19 protein-coding genes are annotated in these 17,206 nt (G+C 53.0%); 12 read left to right on the forward strand and 7 right to left on the reverse strand.

Annotated features, from left to right (window positions below; all coding sequences use genetic code 11):
* Positions 1-95: 95 nt before the first annotated feature.
* Genes Q8X48_RS23520 through arsJ form a run of 8 tightly spaced genes read left to right on the forward strand, consistent with a single transcriptional unit; the run spans position 96 to position 5,971 of the window.
* Positions 96-509 (forward strand): arsenate reductase ArsC, encoded by a 414-nt coding sequence (locus tag Q8X48_RS23520; RefSeq protein WP_407801368.1) that lies wholly within the window; start codon positions 96-98, stop codon positions 507-509.
* Positions 510-518: 9 nt separating this feature from the next.
* Complete coding sequence (locus Q8X48_RS23525; protein WP_010455862.1) at positions 519-890, forward strand: metalloregulator ArsR/SmtB family transcription factor; 372 nt, start codon at positions 519-521, stop codon at positions 888-890.
* Between the two features lie 27 nt (positions 891-917).
* On the forward strand, positions 918-1,388 hold the full coding sequence (locus Q8X48_RS23530) for an arsenate reductase ArsC (protein ID WP_407801369.1): 471 nt from the start codon (positions 918-920) through the stop codon (positions 1,386-1,388).
* 17 nt (positions 1,389-1,405) lie between these two features.
* Complete coding sequence (gene arsB / locus Q8X48_RS23535) at positions 1,406-2,479, forward strand: ACR3 family arsenite efflux transporter (RefSeq protein ID WP_407801370.1); 1,074 nt, start codon at positions 1,406-1,408, stop codon at positions 2,477-2,479.
* A complete protein-coding gene (arsH, locus tag Q8X48_RS23540; protein ID WP_407801371.1) occupies positions 2,472-3,188 on the forward strand; it encodes an arsenical resistance protein ArsH in 717 nt (238 codons plus the stop codon). The genes arsB and arsH overlap by 8 nt, the downstream gene beginning before the upstream one ends.
* A 12-nt stretch (positions 3,189-3,200) precedes the next feature.
* Complete coding sequence (locus Q8X48_RS23545; RefSeq protein WP_407801372.1) at positions 3,201-3,713, forward strand: cyclin-dependent kinase inhibitor 3 family protein; 513 nt, start codon at positions 3,201-3,203, stop codon at positions 3,711-3,713.
* A gap of 23 nt (positions 3,714-3,736) precedes the next feature.
* Positions 3,737-4,741 (forward strand): ArsJ-associated glyceraldehyde-3-phosphate dehydrogenase, encoded by a 1,005-nt coding sequence (locus Q8X48_RS23550; RefSeq protein ID WP_407801373.1) that lies wholly within the window; start codon positions 3,737-3,739, stop codon positions 4,739-4,741.
* 9 nt (positions 4,742-4,750) lie between these two features.
* Positions 4,751-5,971: an organoarsenical effux MFS transporter ArsJ gene (gene arsJ / locus Q8X48_RS23555; RefSeq protein WP_407801374.1), complete on the forward strand. Its 1,221-nt coding sequence runs from the start codon at positions 4,751-4,753 to the stop codon at positions 5,969-5,971.
* Positions 5,972-6,205: 234 nt separating this feature from the next.
* On the opposite strand, the gene Q8X48_RS23560 is transcribed toward arsJ, so the two are convergent.
* Positions 6,206-6,694, reverse strand: a complete 489-nt coding sequence (locus tag Q8X48_RS23560; protein ID WP_407801375.1) for a GNAT family N-acetyltransferase — start codon at positions 6,692-6,694, stop codon at positions 6,206-6,208.
* A 253-nt stretch (positions 6,695-6,947) separates the two neighbouring features.
* Here Q8X48_RS23560 and Q8X48_RS23565 point away from each other — a divergent pair, with 253 nt between their 5' ends.
* Both Q8X48_RS23565 and Q8X48_RS23570 read left to right on the forward strand, forming a co-directional pair.
* The gene (locus Q8X48_RS23565) at positions 6,948-7,352 is read left to right on the forward strand and encodes a hypothetical protein (RefSeq protein ID WP_407801376.1); all 405 of its coding nucleotides are present in this window, start codon (positions 6,948-6,950) and stop codon (positions 7,350-7,352) included.
* Positions 7,349-7,804: a hypothetical protein gene (locus Q8X48_RS23570; RefSeq protein WP_407801377.1), complete on the forward strand. Its 456-nt coding sequence runs from the start codon at positions 7,349-7,351 to the stop codon at positions 7,802-7,804. The genes Q8X48_RS23565 and Q8X48_RS23570 overlap by 4 nt, the downstream gene beginning before the upstream one ends.
* Positions 7,805-8,021: 217 nt before the next feature.
* Here the strand turns inward: Q8X48_RS23570 and Q8X48_RS23575 are convergent, their stop codons facing one another.
* On the reverse strand, positions 8,022-8,804 hold the full coding sequence (locus Q8X48_RS23575; protein WP_407801378.1) for a hypothetical protein: 783 nt from the start codon (positions 8,802-8,804) through the stop codon (positions 8,022-8,024).
* On the reverse strand, positions 8,804-9,763 hold the full coding sequence (locus Q8X48_RS23580) for a hypothetical protein (RefSeq protein WP_407801379.1): 960 nt from the start codon (positions 9,761-9,763) through the stop codon (positions 8,804-8,806). Before Q8X48_RS23580 ends, Q8X48_RS23575 begins: the two co-directional genes overlap by 1 nt.
* A 714-nt stretch (positions 9,764-10,477) precedes the next feature.
* On the opposite strand from Q8X48_RS23580, the gene Q8X48_RS23585 reads away from it, so the two are divergent.
* Positions 10,478-10,747 (forward strand): helix-turn-helix domain-containing protein, encoded by a 270-nt coding sequence (locus Q8X48_RS23585; protein ID WP_407801380.1) that lies wholly within the window; start codon positions 10,478-10,480, stop codon positions 10,745-10,747.
* Positions 10,748-11,011: 264 nt separating this feature from the next.
* On the opposite strand, the gene Q8X48_RS23590 is transcribed toward Q8X48_RS23585, so the two are convergent.
* Genes Q8X48_RS23590 through Q8X48_RS23605 form a run of 4 tightly spaced genes read right to left on the reverse strand, consistent with a single transcriptional unit; the run spans position 11,012 to position 16,296 of the window.
* The gene (locus Q8X48_RS23590) at positions 11,012-11,374 is read right to left on the reverse strand and encodes a hypothetical protein (protein WP_256586007.1); all 363 of its coding nucleotides are present in this window, start codon (positions 11,372-11,374) and stop codon (positions 11,012-11,014) included.
* Positions 11,375-11,415: 41 nt separating this feature from the next.
* Positions 11,416-13,524, reverse strand: a complete 2,109-nt coding sequence (locus Q8X48_RS23595) for a hypothetical protein (RefSeq protein WP_407801381.1) — start codon at positions 13,522-13,524, stop codon at positions 11,416-11,418.
* Entirely contained in the window at positions 13,511-15,031 is a 1,521-nt protein-coding gene (locus Q8X48_RS23600; protein WP_407801382.1) for a tyrosine-type recombinase/integrase, read from the reverse strand. The genes Q8X48_RS23595 and Q8X48_RS23600 overlap by 14 nt, the downstream gene beginning before the upstream one ends.
* Positions 15,032-15,042: 11 nt before the next feature.
* On the reverse strand, positions 15,043-16,296 hold the full coding sequence (locus Q8X48_RS23605) for a tyrosine-type recombinase/integrase (protein ID WP_407801383.1): 1,254 nt from the start codon (positions 16,294-16,296) through the stop codon (positions 15,043-15,045).
* A gap of 244 nt (positions 16,297-16,540) precedes the next feature.
* Here Q8X48_RS23605 and Q8X48_RS23610 point away from each other — a divergent pair, with 244 nt between their 5' ends.
* Positions 16,541-17,146: a class I SAM-dependent DNA methyltransferase gene (locus tag Q8X48_RS23610; protein WP_407801384.1), complete on the forward strand. Its 606-nt coding sequence runs from the start codon at positions 16,541-16,543 to the stop codon at positions 17,144-17,146.
* Positions 17,147-17,206 lie beyond the last annotated feature (60 nt).

Raw genomic sequence — 17,206 nt, forward strand, 5'->3', positions numbered from 1 at the left:
TCAATCGTTTTGATGGATTAATGGGTCGTTGGCTCTTTACCTTGTATGCGGAAAAACATATATTCGTTAAACCGCATATGAGCTGAGGGTGCAAAATGACCAGCAAAGCCCGTGTCCTGTTCGTCTGTACTGCCAACGCTGCACGCTCCCAGTTGGCTCAAGCGTTGCTGAGGCATACCGATTCGGAGCATTTCGAGGCGTTCAGCGCCGGCACAACTCCAACTCAGGTAGATCCGCGCACCTTCGAGGCGCTTTCACACATCGGTGTGAGCACCGAAGGATTACGTAGCAAGTCGATAGACGAGTTCCGTGGTGAGCATTTCGATTACGTCATCACCTTGTGTGATAAAGCAGCAGCGGAATGCCTGTCTTTACCTGGAGCGGGTGAGGCATTGGCCTGGAGTTTTGAAGACCCGGTCACCAGCACCAAACCCGATGCCTTCCGTCACACCCTTCACGAAATTCATGAGCGCATCAAGATGTTCGTCTTGGTCAAAAACAAACACTGAGAAAACGATATGGCTGACCATCTGACACCGACCACTGTTTTCAAATGCCTTGCTGACGACACTCGGGTCCGCACGATGATGCTCATCACCCGTGAAGGAGAGCTTTGTGTTTGCGAGCTGACCTGCGCGTTGAACGAGAGTCAGCCAAAAATCTCCAGGCACCTAGCGCAACTGCGTACTTGCGGTCTGTTGTCGGACCGTCGGCAAGGCCAATGGGTGTATTACCGACTGCACCCGAATCTCCCTGATTGGGTTCATCAAGTGCTGACCACCGTGCTGGAAAGCAACAAGCACTGGTTGAGCCCTGATGCCAAACGCCTTGATGAAATGGGTGACCGTCCTGAACGGGCAGCCGTGTGCTGTGAAAGCAAAATCGCCTGATTCCGCCTTCGACTACGAGATCGCTCGATGAAAATCCTGTTCCTCTGCACTGCCAATAGCTGTCGCAGCATCCTTTGTGAGGCGGTTTTCAATCACTTGGCACCGGCAGGCATGAAAGCCTACAGCGCGGGCAGTCAACCCAAAGGCGAAGTGCATCCGCTGAGTCTCAAAACTTTGGAAAACGCTGGTATGTCGACGCTCGGGCTGTTCAGTAAGTCCAGCGATGTCCATGTGAATTTGGCACCCGATTTCGTCATCACGGTGTGCGACAAGGCAGCTGGTGAAGCCTGCCCGGTATTTTTTGGACCCGCCACCAAAGCCCACTGGGGGCTGGCTGACCCTTCGGAATACCACGGGACTCAAGAAGAGATCGAGGCGGCTTTTGAAGCCACCTTGGAGCAGATCAAAACCCGTATTGAAGCTTTCTTGGCTTTACCGCTTGCCCAACTGAGTGCCGAACAGCTCAAGGCAGAGCTGGCCCTGATTGGCACGCTGTAACCACAGGAGCAATGACCATGAGTAAAAGCCGCCTTTCCTTCCTGGACCGATACCTGACCCTTTGGATTTTTCTCGCCATGGCCTTGGGCATCGGTTTGGGGAGCCTGTTTGAAGGCTGGCCGCAGTGGCTCAACAGTCTTTCTGTGGGCACAACCAACGTCCCCATCGCTATCGGCTTAATCGTGATGATGTATCCGCCTCTGGCCAAGGTTCGTTATGAGGAACTGCCGGAAGTCTTCAAGGACAAGCGCATCCTCGTTTTGTCTTTGGTCCAGAACTGGGTCATCGGCCCGGTGCTGATGTTCGCACTGGCGATCATTTTCTTGCGGGACCAGCCGGAATACATGACGGGCCTGATCCTGATCGGCTTGGCTCGCTGCATCGCGATGGTGCTGGTCTGGAATCAGATCGCAGGTGGCAACAATCAGTACGTCGCCGGATTGGTGGCGTTCAACAGCATCTTCCAGATCCTGTTTTTCAGTGTGTATGCCTGGGTCTTCCTTGGTCTGCTGCCGCCGCTGTTTGGGTTGGAAGGCAGTGTGATTGAGACCAGCTTTGTCAGCATTGCCGAGTCCGTCCTGATCTACCTGGGTGTGCCGTTCCTGGCAGGCTACCTTACTCGCAAGATCCTCATTGCCCGTAAAGGTGAAGCTTGGTTTCAGGAGCGCTTCATTCCAAAGATCAGCCCGCTGACACTGGTGGCACTGTTGTTGACCATCGTGGCCATGTTCAGCCTCAAGGGTGATGTGGTGCTGCAATTGCCGCTGGATGTAATGCGTATCGCGATCCCGCTGACGATCTACTTCGTGGTGATGTTCTTCATCAGTTTCTGGATGGGCAAGCTGCTCAAGGCTGACTATCCACGCACCACCGCACTGGCTTTCACAGCCGCAAGCAACAACTTCGAACTGGCGATTGCTGTCGCCATTGCCACCTTCGGCCTGGCTTCCCCGGTCGCTTTCGCCACGGTGATTGGCCCGTTGGTGGAAGTGCCGGTATTGATTTCTCTGGTCGGTGTGGCCCTTTGGCTGAAACGCCGCTGGTTCGATGAATCCAAGAGCGCCGTGGCGCAGGACAAAGACTATGTTTGATGACCCTATCCCCCAACTCAATACCCAACTGGTTGATCTCCCATCGACAGACAAACTCGGTATCGAAAAAACCTCCATCCACAAGCCGCGCATTTTGCTGCTGTACGGATCGACCCGTGAGCGCTCCTTCAGTCGTTTGCTGGTAGAGGAAGCCGCTCGGTTGCTGGAGCACTTCGGCGCCGAGGCGCGGATTTTCAATCCGTCCGGTTTGCCGCTGCCAGACGACGCTCCCGACGATCACCCCCGTGTGAAGGAACTGCGCGAGCTGATGCTGTGGTCCGAGGGGCAGGTCTGGTGCTCTCCAGAACGTCACGGCTCCATGAGCGCGGTGTTCAAGGCGCAGATTGATTGGGTGCCACTGGCCATGGGCGCGGTACGCCCGACCCAGGGAAAAACCCTCGCGGTCATGCAGGTATGCGGTGGCTCGCAGTCGTTCAACGTGGTCAATCAGCTGCGAGTGCTGGGACGTTGGATGCGCATGTTCACCATCCCCAACCAGTCCTCCGTGCCGAAGGCCTATATGGAGTTCGACGATAACGGCCGGATGAAACCTTCTCCGTTCTACGACCGTGTCGTTGATGTGATGGAAGAGTTGGTGAAATTCACGCTGCTGCTTCGCGACCGTCAGGACTATCTGGTTGATCGTTATTCCGAGCGCAAAGAGTCAGCGGAAGAACTCATGAAACGTGTCAATCAGCGCTCCATCTGAGGATTTTTCAACGTGCAACAACACCCATACTCCGTACTGCCCCTGGCACAGTTCAATGGCCAATTGATCTTCACCCCGTGTCCAGGCACGAAGGGCACCAAACCTTTCGAGGCGCTGCAAACCCTCAAGGACGCGGGTGCATCGGCGCTGCTGACGCTGATGCCGACCGAAGAGTTGCTTCAGAACGAGATCGACCTGCTGCCCGAAGAATGCCAAATGCTAGGCATCGAGTGGTTTCACCTGCCAGTAGAAGACGATCAAGCGCCTGGCGAAGCATTCAAAGCCGCATGGGAACAGCATCATCCGCGACTCCAGCAGTTGCTGACCGAAGGGAAAACCATTGCCATCCATTGCAAGGGCGGCTCGGGCCGTACCGGTTTGATCGCGGCTCAACTGTTGATCGAAAGCGGTGTGCCATTCAGCGATGCCATCCGCGATGTTCAGTCGTTGCGTCCGCGGGCCATCCAGCATCCAGCCCACATTGAATACATCGGCCAGTTCGACACTCAGTCGAACTCTCACTGACAGCAGATACAGAGCACAACAACATGACTATCAAAGTTGGCATCAATGGTTTTGGTCGGATCGGTCGTCTCGCTTTGCGAGCCGCCTGGAGTTGGCCAGAGTTTGAATTCGTGCAGATCAACGATCCGGCAGGTGATGCGGCGACCCATGCGCACCTGATCAACTTCGACTCGGTGCATGGCCGTTGGAACAACGAAGCCAGCGCTGAAGGCGACAGCGTCGTCATCGACAGTAAGCGGATCAAAGTCACGGCCAACAAGGCGATTGCCGATACCGACTGGTCAGGCTGCGATCTGGTGATCGAGGCCAGCGGCAAGATGAAAACCGTGGCGGTGTTGCAAGCCTACCTGGATCAGGGCGTTAAGCGTGTGGTGGTTTGCGCGCCGGTGAAGGAAAAAGGGGTGTTGAACGTCGTCATGGGCGTCAACCATCAGTTGTTCAAACCGGCTGAACATCGCATCGTTACCGCCGCTTCGTGCACCACTAACTGTCTAGCGCCCGTGGTGAAAGTCATCCACGAGAAACTGGGCATTCGTCATGGCTCGATCACCACTATCCACGACCTGACGAACACCCAAAGCATTCTCGATCAACCGCACAAGGATCTGCGTCGTGCGCGTGCTTCGGGCATGAGCCTGATCCCGACCAGCACCGGCTCGGCCACCGCGATTGCCGAAATCTTCCCAGAGCTGCGTGGGCGCCTAAACGGCCACGCCGTACGCGTGCCGCTGGCCAACGCTTCACTGACTGACTGCGTCTTTGAAGTCGAGCGTGCCACCACTGTTGAGGAGGTGAATCAACTCCTCAAGGACGCCTCCGGGAACGAGCTGAAAGACATCCTCGGTTTTGAGGAGCGTCCGTTGGTGTCCATCGACTACCGCACCGACCCGCGCTCATCGATCATCGATGCACTGTCGACGATGGTGATCAATGGCACTCAAGTGAAGATCTATGCCTGGTACGACAATGAATGGGGCTATGCCAATCGCGCCGTCGAACTGGCCAAACTGGTCAGTCTGGCGGACTAAGGAGCGGTCATGAAAGCGTTGTCAGCCCTCGCTCCGGAAGTGCGGCAGTACTTGCTCGTCACGGGCAACTATTGGGCCTTCACCCTCACCGACGGTGCCTTGCGCATGTTGGTGGTGTTGCACTTTCACGCGTTGGGCTACAGCCCACTGCAAATCGCTGCGTTGTTTCTGTTCTATGAAATCTTTGGCGTGATCACCAACCTGGTGGGTGGCTACCTCGGCGCCCGGCTGGGCCTGAACCGAACCATGAACATCGGGCTGGGGATGCAGGTTGTGGCGCTGCTGATGCTGACGGTTCCGGTAGCCTGGCTGACCATCCCGTGGGTGATGGGCGCTCAAGCACTGTCCGGGATCGCCAAAGACCTGAACAAGATGAGTGCCAAAAGCTCCATCAAGCTGCTGGTTCCGGATGGGCAGCAGGGGCAGTTGTACAAGTGGGTAGCAATCCTCACTGGCTCGAAAAACGCACTCAAGGGTGTCGGCTTCTTTCTGGGCGGAGCCTTGCTGGCATTGATCGGCTTCAAAGGCGCCTTGCTGGCCATGGCGAGTGTTCTGGCGTTGATCTGGATCAGCAGTTTGATCCTGTTGAAAAAGGATCTGGGCAAGGCCAAAGCCAAGCCAAAATTTCGCGACATCCTGTCCAAGAGCCGGGCGATCAATATCCTCTCAGCGGCGCGGATGTTCCTGTTCGGTGCCCGCGATGTCTGGTTTGTGGTGGCCTTGCCGGTGTACCTGAGTAGCGTGTTCGGCTGGGACTTCTGGGAGGTTGGCGGCTTCCTTGCGGCCTGGGTGATTGGCTACGGCATCGTGCAGTCGTTTGCGCCCAACATCACTGGCAAGAAACGCGGCCACGTACCGGATGGTAGGGCGGCATTTCTGTGGGCCATTGCACTGGCGGGGCTGCCTGTGGCAATCGCTCTCGGGCTGAACACCGGGCTGTCGCAACAGGCGGTGCTGTTGGGTGGATTAATGGTCTTCGGCGCGTTGTTCGCGGTGAATTCGTCGCTGCACAGCTATCTAATCGTGTCCTACGCCAAGGAAGATGGCGTGTCGCTGGATGTGGGTTTTTATTACATGTCGAACGCGATGGGGCGACTTATCGGCACAGTGCTCTCTGGCTGGGTTTATCAGTTGTATGGGCTGGGTGCGTGTTTATGGATATCGAGTGCATTTGTGCTGCTTGCAGCTTTGATTTCGATTGCATTGCCTCGTCACGCATGCGGTGAATGACTGCTTTTGGCCGATTGTGTTGAAAAAGTCGGTACTTCCAGACTGCCCGCGTACCGACTGCTGAAAATGCCTTTTTTGCGCGCAGCTACGCGAAATCTGAGCCCGGAATCCTCTGCACAAAGTAAAGATTTCATTCTCAAGCGCTTACTTTTCTGCGGTGGAAACCATGGCCGACTTTTTCAACAGAATCGGCCGTTTTCTGCCTGTCATCCAAGGTAGCAATCGATGGTGTATTCAATCTGTCGAGCTTCTGCTGCGCGTCATGTGTATGAGGGCCGATCGGCCGTTTCCCAAAAAAGGTCGCTCCTCAATGGCATAATGCACAAACCCAAGCTTGGGGTAGAGCAGCAGGCCTGCCGTGTTTTTGTTGAAACAGGAAATCTGCACCTCCTTGACTCCGTAACGCTCGAATGCCAAGCCGGTCATCGTCTCCACAATAAACGTGGCCACTCCTTCGCCCCGAGTGCTCGGCGAGACGATGACATTGCCGATACAGCAAACGCCATTGCGTTCAGCTTGATAGAAATTGGCAAACCCAACGACAGTCTCATTGATCTCCACGACGGTAGAGTCGAAGCGTTGGGAGATTGCGGCATTCAACTGCGTTTCCGTTAGCGGGAAGTGCGCCTTCGGAAACATGAAAAACAACTCTTGAGCATTCTGAGGAAAGCCGCAGATCATTTTTACGTCGTTAGCCTTCACTGGCCTGTGGTTCAGTTTCATTGCTGGTCTTTAAGTTCCATGAGTCAGTACTTTAGCGGCTAGCTCAGGGTGATGGAAAGCAATGGCATGTGCGCAAATGGCTGATGGCTGCCCTTGGTGAGAAGCAGCTTGTGGCCGAAAGCGGAGACTTCGGCTGCAACATTTGGTGAAAGAACCGGAGTTCAGACGGGCACATTAATTGGATCGCCATTGCGCATCTGAATGTGAGGACTAACATCAGCTAAATGATTGGTGGCTGAATATGGGGATTTAAATGGACCTATTTCTCGCAGGTCTGAAGGAGATCGCCGGAGCTTCCTCGCAGCTCACTACCTGGGCGCTGGCCATGCTCGGCGGCTCGGTAGCTGTCGTTATTGGATCGTCGCATTACAGCCCTGCTAACCGGAGGTGGCGTAGCTTCTACTTTTTCCTAGTCCCAGCCTGGATCTCCCTGCTGGTATCCGTTCGGGCGGGCAATGAGCTCTCGCGAAGCTACCTAGCTGCGTTGTTTACCAAGGGGGCTGCCCAAGATGAAGCGTTTAATCAGATTAATGCCTACTTTCAGGCCCAACTGGATTACCTGTTCTATGGGGTGATTGCGCTCGCACTTTGGCTCACAGCCTATCTTCTTTGGTGGGTGATTTTTCGCAACGTTGACTGTGGAGAGGGCGACGCATGAAATCGAACCGGGTTGTTGGGATGCTGCTTTGGATGGTTGCTATGAACGTTTCTGCGGACGTCACCTGCAAGTGCGAGTCCTTTCCATTTTTGCCGTCGCCTCCTTGTCCAAAGGTCTGCAGAACCCTTCTATTCGAAAAGGCGGACATTGGCGCGCTTACAAAAAGCCTTGAATTGTCGAACGACGAAGCCCAAGCAATTGAGCGATATCGCGTACGCTTTGGGTTTACCGATACACCTAATCAACCGATTGATAGAAATGTGGAGCTTACGTCTGAAGAACTTGCCGATATCACGAAGGTAAAGCAGAAGGTCGTCGACCTCGATAGACAGCAGATTAAGCCACTGATCAAGACAATCAAACCGGCTGATCGAACGGTCCCCTACTCTGAGTGGGTAGAGCAAAGACAAGAGTTTGAGGTACCGATCGATCTTAAGAATGGTCTGAAATAGCCTAGTATTTTTGACTGATCACTTCTGGCCGTTTTCTGCCTGTCGCGAGTGGCAGAAAACGACCCAAAGCGAACGTTCGCCAAGCAATGATTTCGGCCAAAAGCAGCCACTAAGAAACGGCATACACAGCCAATAGCTACCGTTGTAAGCGTCCGCATCCGCCAGAAGTGTGGGACGTTGAAAACCAATAGGGAGTCGAAGTCAGAGCCAGGAGGGATCATTCCTCTGGCCAATCATTGGACTGGTACCCGGAGCTTGTCGCCTGTGAAAATTCGGCCTCGAATTTGCGGATTGAATCAAATAGTTCATCATCACCAAAAGCCTTTGCTGTATGGCAAAAAGCTATGATTCCGCGATAGAAGTAGTTCCAAATGTCTGCTCTGTGCTCCGCTTGCCTCTGGGTTCCCTGCATGCCGCGCATCTGGAACTGTGGGGGGTTACCTCCATACATATCCATGATTTGAGGTGACGCGGCATGGACGTAGCCAGAATATGCCTTGCTGACAGTTCTTAATGCGTCCAAATTTTTGCTTGAGCCTTTTGGGCCGCTTACGCTTCGATCCAGGTACGACCGAATCTTTTGCCTCGGAACCATCCCCCGGTCCTTGGACGACACGACAACTTCGTTGGGATCAAACTCCTCCTGAAAGAACCAATCTAGGTAATTTTTATGTAGCGGAGTTGAATCTCCAAAAATTACCGAGAAGGAAAGAAATGAAATATCTTCGAAGATTTCGTCTAGAATTCTTTGTTGAGCAGCCTGCTCTTGGAGGAAACCTGCGTCCAAGAGAAGCCTTGCGGCGTGGAGCCCGCTTACCACTCTAGCGAGTTTCTGCACCAGCGCTTGATGTACCGTTTTCTCTGTATAGCGATAAACAAAGGAGTTCTTGTACGGCGCAAGCTTTGGCGCAGATACGCGCGATGCGAACACATTAACCGTGCGCTCCATATGTTCTAACGCTTTCTCGTAAAAAAGGCATTTTTCGTAGGGAATTGACATCAGGTAGGATTACCAGTGGCAGGTGGGATCGTTGTTGTATTCGTACGATTACTGACGTAATGCCGCGAAAGATTTGATTTTCTCATGTTCTTATTTTGCAATTTAATTCTAATATTGTCCCACTCGAAAAAGATCAGTACAACCTCTTCCGGGGTGTCTTGAGTAGCTGAATAACGGTTGGCGTGCACCATCTTGGTTGGTGATGTACACTGGTCACTATAATTTTTAAGCGTTTCCTCAAGTGAGGCGCGAGCAGCATCAACTGATGTTTGAATTCTATTGCGAATTTTATCGTGTATTCGAGAAATGCAGCCGATGTAAACCCTGATCGCTGTTGTTAGCTCTACCTTGTCAGGCATTTTATTCAGTACAAATTTCTTAAATTCTGGATTCCCCCCGAGCAGTTTTTTATCGGTGAAGACCAGAGTGCGGTTTTCCCATAGACGTCCCCCGTCGTCTACCGGATAATTTCTGTTGTCTAATGTTACTTGGCTAACGCATAGGCCTGCGTGCTGGAGATGGTTTCTCAAAGCTTCGAGGAAAGCATATTCAAAGTATGAGTCGTATTCCCCGTGCGTGAGCCCCTTTAAAAACAATTCTAGTTTAGCTTTGTCCTCGGCTGGCAAGCATTTTCTCAAATGTCTCGGCATGTGATCCATGTACATGCGCGTCGAAGTTAATATGTTTGTTATTCGTCTGTTGAATTTCGTAATTTCATCGAACATGTCAATATAGTCAGCTGAGAAACGCAATTGATGCGCTAAGGCGCAGTTCAAAAGATCTTGCTCATATTCAACGTAGTTGCAGGTGATAAGCTCATACTTTTCTTCGACAGCTAATGCAGCGCTTAATGTTGCAGTGCATTGCTTAATATCCTCAAATTTTTCCCTTGATATTTCAATTTCGGGATTTCGATCAAGGATGTTAATCGTTAAGCAATATCTATCTTGACTAAGCATCGTGCATCCTTTTGCAACTGATAAATCATTAATACTATCAAGAGTCCATTATCCGTGCTCGCCAGTTTGACCGTCTGCTCTTGGCAGATGGCTGTCTGTCATGAAGGACTGAAAACGACCCAAGCGGCGAAACCGTCCGGCCAATCGGGCGGGCTGATGCCTCAGGCGCGCGACGGGCGAACCAAATGGCATAAATCAAGAGCCCAGCGAGATTACGACCCTGCTGATGTTACCTTGCTCGACCTCCAGTCCAGGGTCACATGGGTTGGTGTAAACCGCACCCACTTCGACCTTGAAACGGTAGTGACGGACTGAGCCCTTTGACTTCGGAACGTATGCTATCTCCGTAAGCGGCTCCATTAACCATCTTTCCGTCCCGTTCATACCGGGCGGCGAGGCTAGGAGAATTGACTCAATTGCCACGCTCGATGACCCGGCCAAGCTCAACTCCTCCAAAGTTAGGACGTCAGAAATCATAAGCATGTGACGCGAAGATGAATCGCCACCGCGTTTGAGGGCTGTGAGATAAAACCAAGGCAGTGGGATAATCTGCTCCACGCATGACCACAACTGGAGATCTGGCTCCAGCCGTGACGAGAGGGTCATTGCGTCTCGTCGATAGGTTCTGAACATAAAAGCCTCCCAATGAACACTATAGATTGTAGCCCTATAGTGTTCGAAAAGGCTTCATCTTTCCATTTGCGAGTAAAGCAAATGGAGTTGAAACAAGCCTTCGGATCAGCGCTTCGCGCCTTGCGTATCAGCAGAGGTCTAACCCAAGAGGATTTTGCTTTAGTCAGCAGCCGCACGTTCATGAGCTCGCTGGAGAGAGGTATCAAAGGCGCGACCTTAGAGAAGATCGACGAGCTAGCAGGTACAATTGGAGTGCATCCAGTATCCGTCATCGTCGCCTGTTACCTTAAGAAAGACCCAGACATTAAGCTCGAAGATATCCTTGAGCAGGTCCGCAACGATCTCAGGTAGTACGCAACTCTCATGTAGGGATTTAACTTACTGATGCCGGTGCGCCGCGCCGAGGGCATCGACGTGACCAAGCTGCAGGGCTGCTGGTTCGCGATACTAGGAAACGGCGGTACACCAAACGCTAGAAAGCAGTGAGTCCGAAATCGGAAAGTTTTGCCTCACCTCCGGTTGTGCCCATAGCAGTCTGAAACGTTCAAATACTCGGTCAAACTTGGATGAGCTGCTCAGCCAAGTCCGTGCAGACGGAGGTGAGTGATGATCCGCTCACTGCTTTCGCAACGGCTCCAGTACGCCTTCGACGTCCAACCCTTTCAATAGGCAGTTATGCGCAATTACGGACAGCGCTTCGTAGAGCCTATCGCGCTGTGTAATCAGGGCGGCATTCTCTGCCTGTAGATTAGCAATACGCTCTTCAAGGCTTCTTCGCCGGCGGGCACCGTCTGGATCTCTTCCGCTTTCCTTCAGTTGTGCGATACGGGCGGACTCGATTCGCCGACCACGATCTCCCACTAAGGTCGCGCGGCTCGTCAGGCCCAATCGACGCTGCACTTCGGGGCGTGAGATAGGCGCGAGCTCCAATCCTAAGCTAACCATTTGGGCGAGGAGGGCGTCGATCGCCTCGTCCAACGTGCAGCCCCTCAAAGTCTGTCGTTGCGCCATGGTCGCCTCTAATCGTCTGAAACCGAACTGTGTCGTTTGTCCGTCTCCGCAACCGTCATTGGATGCCCATTTGGAAACACGCGTTGCACACCTGCATTGGTATCGCGTGCGAGGACGGATTTTAAATTGTTGAGCTTGTCCTCCTGGTCCGCCAGCCATACATCGCTGCCTGCCTCTCCGGTGCCGGCATCGCGCATGATAATAATTGCGGTCGTAAGATTCTCGGCTTGTTTCTCAAGGTTGGCCCGTTCCGATGGAGTGCCCATCAGATGGAGATGCGAGCAGCCATTCCAGCACTGAAGATGCTTAGGGCAGGGCGCTTGGGAGAAATCGTGAATGCAACCTCCGAAGGGTGTCACATGCAGCGCCGTGGCGTGTACGGCAAGGAATGCTTCTGCAGTTGTCGTGCCTTTATCTGACAGCAAAGCATGGTAACTGTCGGTCAAAGCGCCCTGAATACGCTTATCTCTTATGCTCGTATGTAGAAAGTCGATACGCTCGTGATGGCTATTGAACGCCAAGAACTCCTGATGTGCAGCGGTGTTTTCTTCAATGCTCGTGTGCTGATAATAGACATTCTGGTCGAGGCGTTTTCGCCCCAGGGCCAACGCTTGCTGAACGTCACTCATGCCGGTCAGATGGTAAATAGTGTTTCGCCAGTGTCGAGGCTGGTGGCTTGTTAGCCTAATCGGAGCTCCATCAGACTCGGTCAATGACCGACGCGAAAAAATGGACGGATACTTTTCATCATTACCCAACGCGCGATTGATATCCACGAGGGTTACCCGACGCGGGATTGCCCGAAACACATTTGCTTCCCGCCCACCGAGGCGGAATTGACCATCAAACGCGATGGCTAATGTTTCGCTGGTTTTTAGGACAACACAGAGCTTACCTCCAATATTTTCAGTAAGCGCTGCATGACCGCGAAGTTTGGGAACGAGAAATCGCTCAATATCACCGGCCAAGTATCTGCGTTTGATCGCTTTAGACTGATGCTTAGTCTCGTCGTGGGGGTGAATTCCGTTTCGGGAAAGATACACAGAGAGATTCCTAAGGGTATCTCGGTTCTCGCTAAACCCGAGCCAATCTAGAACCTCAATCTCTGACATTGCTGTTTGTGGTGAGTAGTTCCAGAGACGCCCTGGATGGGCTTCTTGCCACCTAGCGAGCTCTCGCTGATCTTGGGTCAGCATCTTCAATCGTTCGACCGCACGCCTGGCTAAAGGAACGTCGCTTTCTGCGAACCAATGAACACGGGATTGAAATTGCTTTTCCGCAAAGTACCTGATCCCGCATTCGACTATGGGTCTACCATTGGCATCTACAACCACCTTTCCTGCCGTCCCTTTGATCGGCCTTTCTACCCAACAGTCATAGGGAATTACTGTTACCTCATTACCCCGTTGCCCAGTCGCGATCAACAAATCGATCACACGCAGCAAAATTTCTTCGCCCTCACTGATCGGGTGGTTCGAGCATAAGGCGTAGGCTTCCATCGCCTCACGAGAAGGCAACCTGTCATCAGATTTACGCTGTCTTACCGCACGATCAGGATCGTGCAATGAAATGTAGTCGTGGCGGCGTTTCTCTGGTTTTGCATCATGCTCGAAGTGGATGGCGATCTCGGTTAATTGCAGACTATCAATCGCATCCGCTATTACTTGAAGATGAGAGATCGCGTCATAGAGGTTCTTGTAGCCACTTTCGCGGAGAAAGCCTACGACGCGATCAAAATCGCCTCGCGTCAACTGTGTGGGGTCGGATACGCCGCGCTCAAACAAAGGGTTGTACAGCCGCCGGACAGCAATATTGTAGGCCGCAACCATCGAAAACTTCAGACTCCGGGTGCGTTGCAGATACACAATCAAGGCCTTACTAAAATCCTGGAAAGTGAAGGGGAGTGGCCCCTTAGGCGGGGCAGGATAGCCTGTCTTCTCGAGGGCTTGGCGATGCGTTTCGAAGGTAAGAGCATGTTGGTTATCCCGTTGTGGTAACCAACTTCCGACGCCCCACACCGGTGATGCCCATGGTGTTGAAATTGGTAACGACTGAAAAATCTCTTGTTCCTGTGTAATAAAGCCCTCAAGGCTCTGCCTTACCTTAGACCGCGTCATCTGCGACATCCTCCGTGTGCTGCCGGCAGCGCTCGATCGTAGCGCTTACCGCCAGGATGGTTGTCTGATGCTGGGCGAGGGGCCGGTTGTGAATGAGGTCACCGGCTTGTTCTGCCTTATCAATGAACCGTTGAGCTTCTCGTTGCAACGCCTCTTTCACCTGCTCATGGCGGCCGTCAGCAAAGGGATGAAACTTCTTGCAGGTGTAACAGGCATACACGGGATTGTAGGGGCAGTGCGTATGAACTGGGAGGGCACATGCACCGATGTCCCCGATGTACTGCGTATCGATGACGCCGCGGACGGCTCTTTCTGCGACTGTATTTCGACGCTGGACGATTTCCCCGGTTAATAAACTGCGCATGATGCGCTGATAGGAAGGGCTCTTTCCGAGCGCTTTCTCCTTAATCCGGGCAATGTTGGGGGTTGCCGTTACGTAAGCACGCGCCGCAACCGTGCTGTTGTGGCCGAGCAGTTCGGCAATCATGGTTGCCGGAGTTCCCTGATCCGCCAAACCTTGCCCGAGGTGATGACGCAGCAACATAGTTACCTGGTTCGGCTTGTCTATTCCTGCTTCACGCAGCTCCTGTTTAAGGCCCATACCTATTTCAGTTACCGATAGGCGCCTTCCTTTAGGATTTACAAATAAGGGGCCGCAGTCGCTGCCAAACTGGCGTTGAATTTCCGAGATGTGGCGTGAGATTTTTTCACCCAGTCGGGAGGTAACTTTGCGGGGCCGTCGCTCAGGTCTGCGTTGGCCGACCTTTTTTGCCATGGGTAGCCACAGTGTGTAGTACCTCTCATGATCAGCGCTTTCGATGAACTCAAAATCCGCGATGTCAAGCGAGTGGAATTGAATCGAGCGTGGTGCGAGTTCGAACCCTAAGTGAAGCACTATATTAAACTGGGCTTCCTCCCAAGAGTTAGATGAAACCTCTCGTTCAATGCGTTTGAGCAACCGAACTTCCTCATCAAGGTCTAAACCAGACTGCGAGAGAAAAATTCGCGCATACGGATCAACCCGTGCTGACTTTGTATCTTTGATCGTTAGGTAAGTATTTAGATCAAAACCTTTAATCCCTCTATCAACTCCCCAGCGATAAAGCCTGCGGAACCCAATGAGATTATGCCTGGAGCGTTTGAACCCTTCTAATTGGGCGATTAAATCATGATGATCCCAAGGAAAGCGGCGGGCGAGATTGGTACTTGATAAATAGACAAGAGACCTTACAAACATGAACGCTGTCTGGGGAGCATACTTCTCTAACGCATATGCCATAAAGCCTTTGGCTATTTCATTAAACTCTGGAGTTAAGCCAAGCTCGGCCCAATCAATTTTCAGTGCGACTCCACCGTCGTACCATGTCCACACATTCAAACGAGTATCGACGTAGCGTGGCTGGTCATTAGTGCGAGTTCGAATAGCAACCTGAGCCGGGCCCTCGAATACGTAAGCCGGCAAAGAGGAGGAGGGTGACGCGTGTTCTTGATCGGATGATTTGGTCACGATGTACCTCCTTAACTGTCAAGTCGGCTCCAGGCTGCCGAGGCGCGCTGGGCGTTATGGCGGTTAGCCGACTCAGCTAGATAACGACTTGCATAACGGCGTGGCATTGCCGAAGTTTCAGACCAGCCGCAGACTCGTCGGAGTTCGTCCGTGGCGCGCTCCAGGTCATGCCCACGCTTCTCGACCAAGTAAGCCAAGAAACGGTCGGCGAAGGTGTGGCGAAAGTCATGCGCAGAAAGTGTAGGCAACAACCCCGGATGAGCCAGTTCAATGTTCAGAAACAGCCGATCGAGGACGTTAGACAATGCGCGAATCGACAGCGGGCGGCCTCGGTCAGAGATGAACAGATAGCGGTACAGCAATTTCATCGGTTTGCCGTCACGCAGAGGGCGCCGTTCGCCCTGGATATAGTGCTCGTAGACCTCATACAACTGTGCGGAGATACCTACTGTCCGTCCGTGTGTTTTCAGCGCAGGCTCTTCAGCGCGCGGGTCGCCTGGGTCATGTTCGCGGTCATTGATGCTGACATAGGCATGCTGAGAACCCTGATTGATATCCGTGGTGTAGAGCTTCAGAAGCTCTCCGCGACGGATACCGGTCTCCAGCAGCAATTCAATCATTAGCCAATTGCGCAACTGCAATCGTTCTGGAAATGGATTCTTCGCAGCTCCCGGGCGAATCAGTGTGCGAACGATCTGGAGTTGCGTATCTGTCAGGCTGCGGTAACGAGTGCGGTCGGGACGAACATTGATGATATGGCTCTCAAAGCGTCGTTCAATGACGTCGGCGACATCTGCAAATACAACCTCGATGTTAGCCAGGGTGGTTGAGTTTTGACGGGCGCGTGGGATGTAACGGGTGACACACCAGGACAGGTATTGCTTCAGCAATCGCAGGTACTGGTCACGAGTACGCGGATCGATCTGCGGAAAAGGTGCCGTTGCAGCTGTGCCGATTCGGGCGACCAGATTATCGGCCTGACGGCCGCTTTGGAGCCAAATCGCGTAACCATCCAACAAGGCGAGAATCGCCTCAAAACGGCCGGCCAAGATGGCCTCATCGATATCCACCTCCCGGCTTTCCGCATAGGTGTAGAAAGCCTGGATCGCACGCAGGTGCGCTGCGGCGGTGTTGTATGCACGATGCCTGAGCTTAAGCTGGACGTAGATGAATGGGACTAGCTTGGGCAATGGCGCCGCCTGACCATCCTGCACAAGCAGCGGTACACGCTGACCAGAAGAGTAACGGCACTGAATCAGCTTCATCGGCAGTCACCTCATTTAAGGACTCGCCATGAACACGGAGTACATGGCCCGTTGAGAGAGTGGATGCCAGAATCGGATTTGTCGAATCAGTGCCTTACGAGGCTCATGAACATTTCTAACATGGCACCTCGTTTAACATAATATACATTATGCGTACTCACAGGTATTCCACACAGCGCGTCTCCCAGGTACATTTCAACCCCCAGCCACATCCCTCGATCACATCCCCCCAGGATTGTCCCTCATGCATGAAGCAGCCCATCAGATCATCGATCTCTACGAACGTCACGCTCAGACATGGGATCGCGTTCGCTCGCGGCGTCTGGTCGAACAATCCTGGCTGGATCGTTTTCGCCAGGCCATGCCGGTTGCGGCTGGTCATGTCCTCGACATCGGCTGTGGCTGTGCCGAACCCATGGCTGGTTACTTGATCGGCGCGGGACACACTGTGACTGGCATTGATTCGTCCATGGCGATGATCGCCTTGTGCCGGCAACGTTTTGCGCAGCACGATTGGCATGTTGCCGACATGCGCCAATTGGCGCTTGAACAGCGTTACGCAGGCATTCTGGCGTGGGACAGTTTCTTTCATCTGACGCCTGAGGATCAGCGTCGAATGTTCCCGATTTTCCAGGCCCATGCCCAACCTGGTGCCGCGCTGATGTTTACCAGCGGAACGGCCCATGGCATTGCGTTGGGCAGCTTCGAGGGTGAAACGCTTTATCATGCCAGCCTGGACCACGATGAATATGTTGCGCTGCTCAATGTCCATGGTTTTAGCGTCGTTGAGCAAACAACGGAAGATCCGGCTTGTGGTGGGCATACGATCTGGTTGGCTGTTTTCGGTTAGAAACGTCCCTTTGCCCTGCTCGTTTATATAAGTATTTCTTATAACTAAACTAAACAACTA

This window comes from Pseudomonas sp. QLc11A, from assembly GCF_052112305.1.
Lineage (GTDB): Bacteria > Pseudomonadota > Gammaproteobacteria > Pseudomonadales > Pseudomonadaceae > Aquipseudomonas > Aquipseudomonas laurylsulfatiphila.

Excerpts from the sequence above, each read along its gene's own strand:
- Q8X48_RS23520 (WP_407801368.1), top strand. The coding sequence starts at position 96 with ATGACCAGCAAAGCCCGTGTCCTGTTCGTCTGTACTGCCAACGCTGCA.
- Q8X48_RS23525 (WP_010455862.1), top strand. The coding sequence starts at position 519 with ATGGCTGACCATCTGACACCGACCACTGTTTTCAAATGCCTTGCTGAC.
- Q8X48_RS23530 (WP_407801369.1), top strand. The coding sequence starts at position 918 with ATGAAAATCCTGTTCCTCTGCACTGCCAATAGCTGTCGCAGCATCCTT.
- arsB (WP_407801370.1), top strand. The coding sequence starts at position 1,406 with ATGAGTAAAAGCCGCCTTTCCTTCCTGGACCGATACCTGACCCTTTGG.
- arsH (WP_407801371.1), top strand. The coding sequence starts at position 2,472 with ATGTTTGATGACCCTATCCCCCAACTCAATACCCAACTGGTTGATCTC.
- Q8X48_RS23550 (WP_407801373.1), top strand. The coding sequence starts at position 3,737 with ATGACTATCAAAGTTGGCATCAATGGTTTTGGTCGGATCGGTCGTCTC.
- arsJ (WP_407801374.1), top strand. The coding sequence starts at position 4,751 with ATGAAAGCGTTGTCAGCCCTCGCTCCGGAAGTGCGGCAGTACTTGCTC.
- Q8X48_RS23560 (WP_407801375.1), bottom strand. The coding sequence starts at position 6,694 with ATGAAACTGAACCACAGGCCAGTGAAGGCTAACGACGTAAAAATGATC.
- Q8X48_RS23565 (WP_407801376.1), top strand. The coding sequence starts at position 6,948 with ATGGACCTATTTCTCGCAGGTCTGAAGGAGATCGCCGGAGCTTCCTCG.
- Q8X48_RS23570 (WP_407801377.1), top strand. The coding sequence starts at position 7,349 with ATGAAATCGAACCGGGTTGTTGGGATGCTGCTTTGGATGGTTGCTATG.
- Q8X48_RS23575 (WP_407801378.1), bottom strand. The coding sequence starts at position 8,804 with ATGTCAATTCCCTACGAAAAATGCCTTTTTTACGAGAAAGCGTTAGAA.
- Q8X48_RS23580 (WP_407801379.1), bottom strand. The coding sequence starts at position 9,763 with ATGCTTAGTCAAGATAGATATTGCTTAACGATTAACATCCTTGATCGA.
- Q8X48_RS23585 (WP_407801380.1), top strand. The coding sequence starts at position 10,478 with ATGGAGTTGAAACAAGCCTTCGGATCAGCGCTTCGCGCCTTGCGTATC.
- Q8X48_RS23595 (WP_407801381.1), bottom strand. The coding sequence starts at position 13,524 with ATGACGCGGTCTAAGGTAAGGCAGAGCCTTGAGGGCTTTATTACACAG.
- Q8X48_RS23605 (WP_407801383.1), bottom strand. The coding sequence starts at position 16,296 with ATGAAGCTGATTCAGTGCCGTTACTCTTCTGGTCAGCGTGTACCGCTG.
- Q8X48_RS23610 (WP_407801384.1), top strand. The coding sequence starts at position 16,541 with ATGCATGAAGCAGCCCATCAGATCATCGATCTCTACGAACGTCACGCT.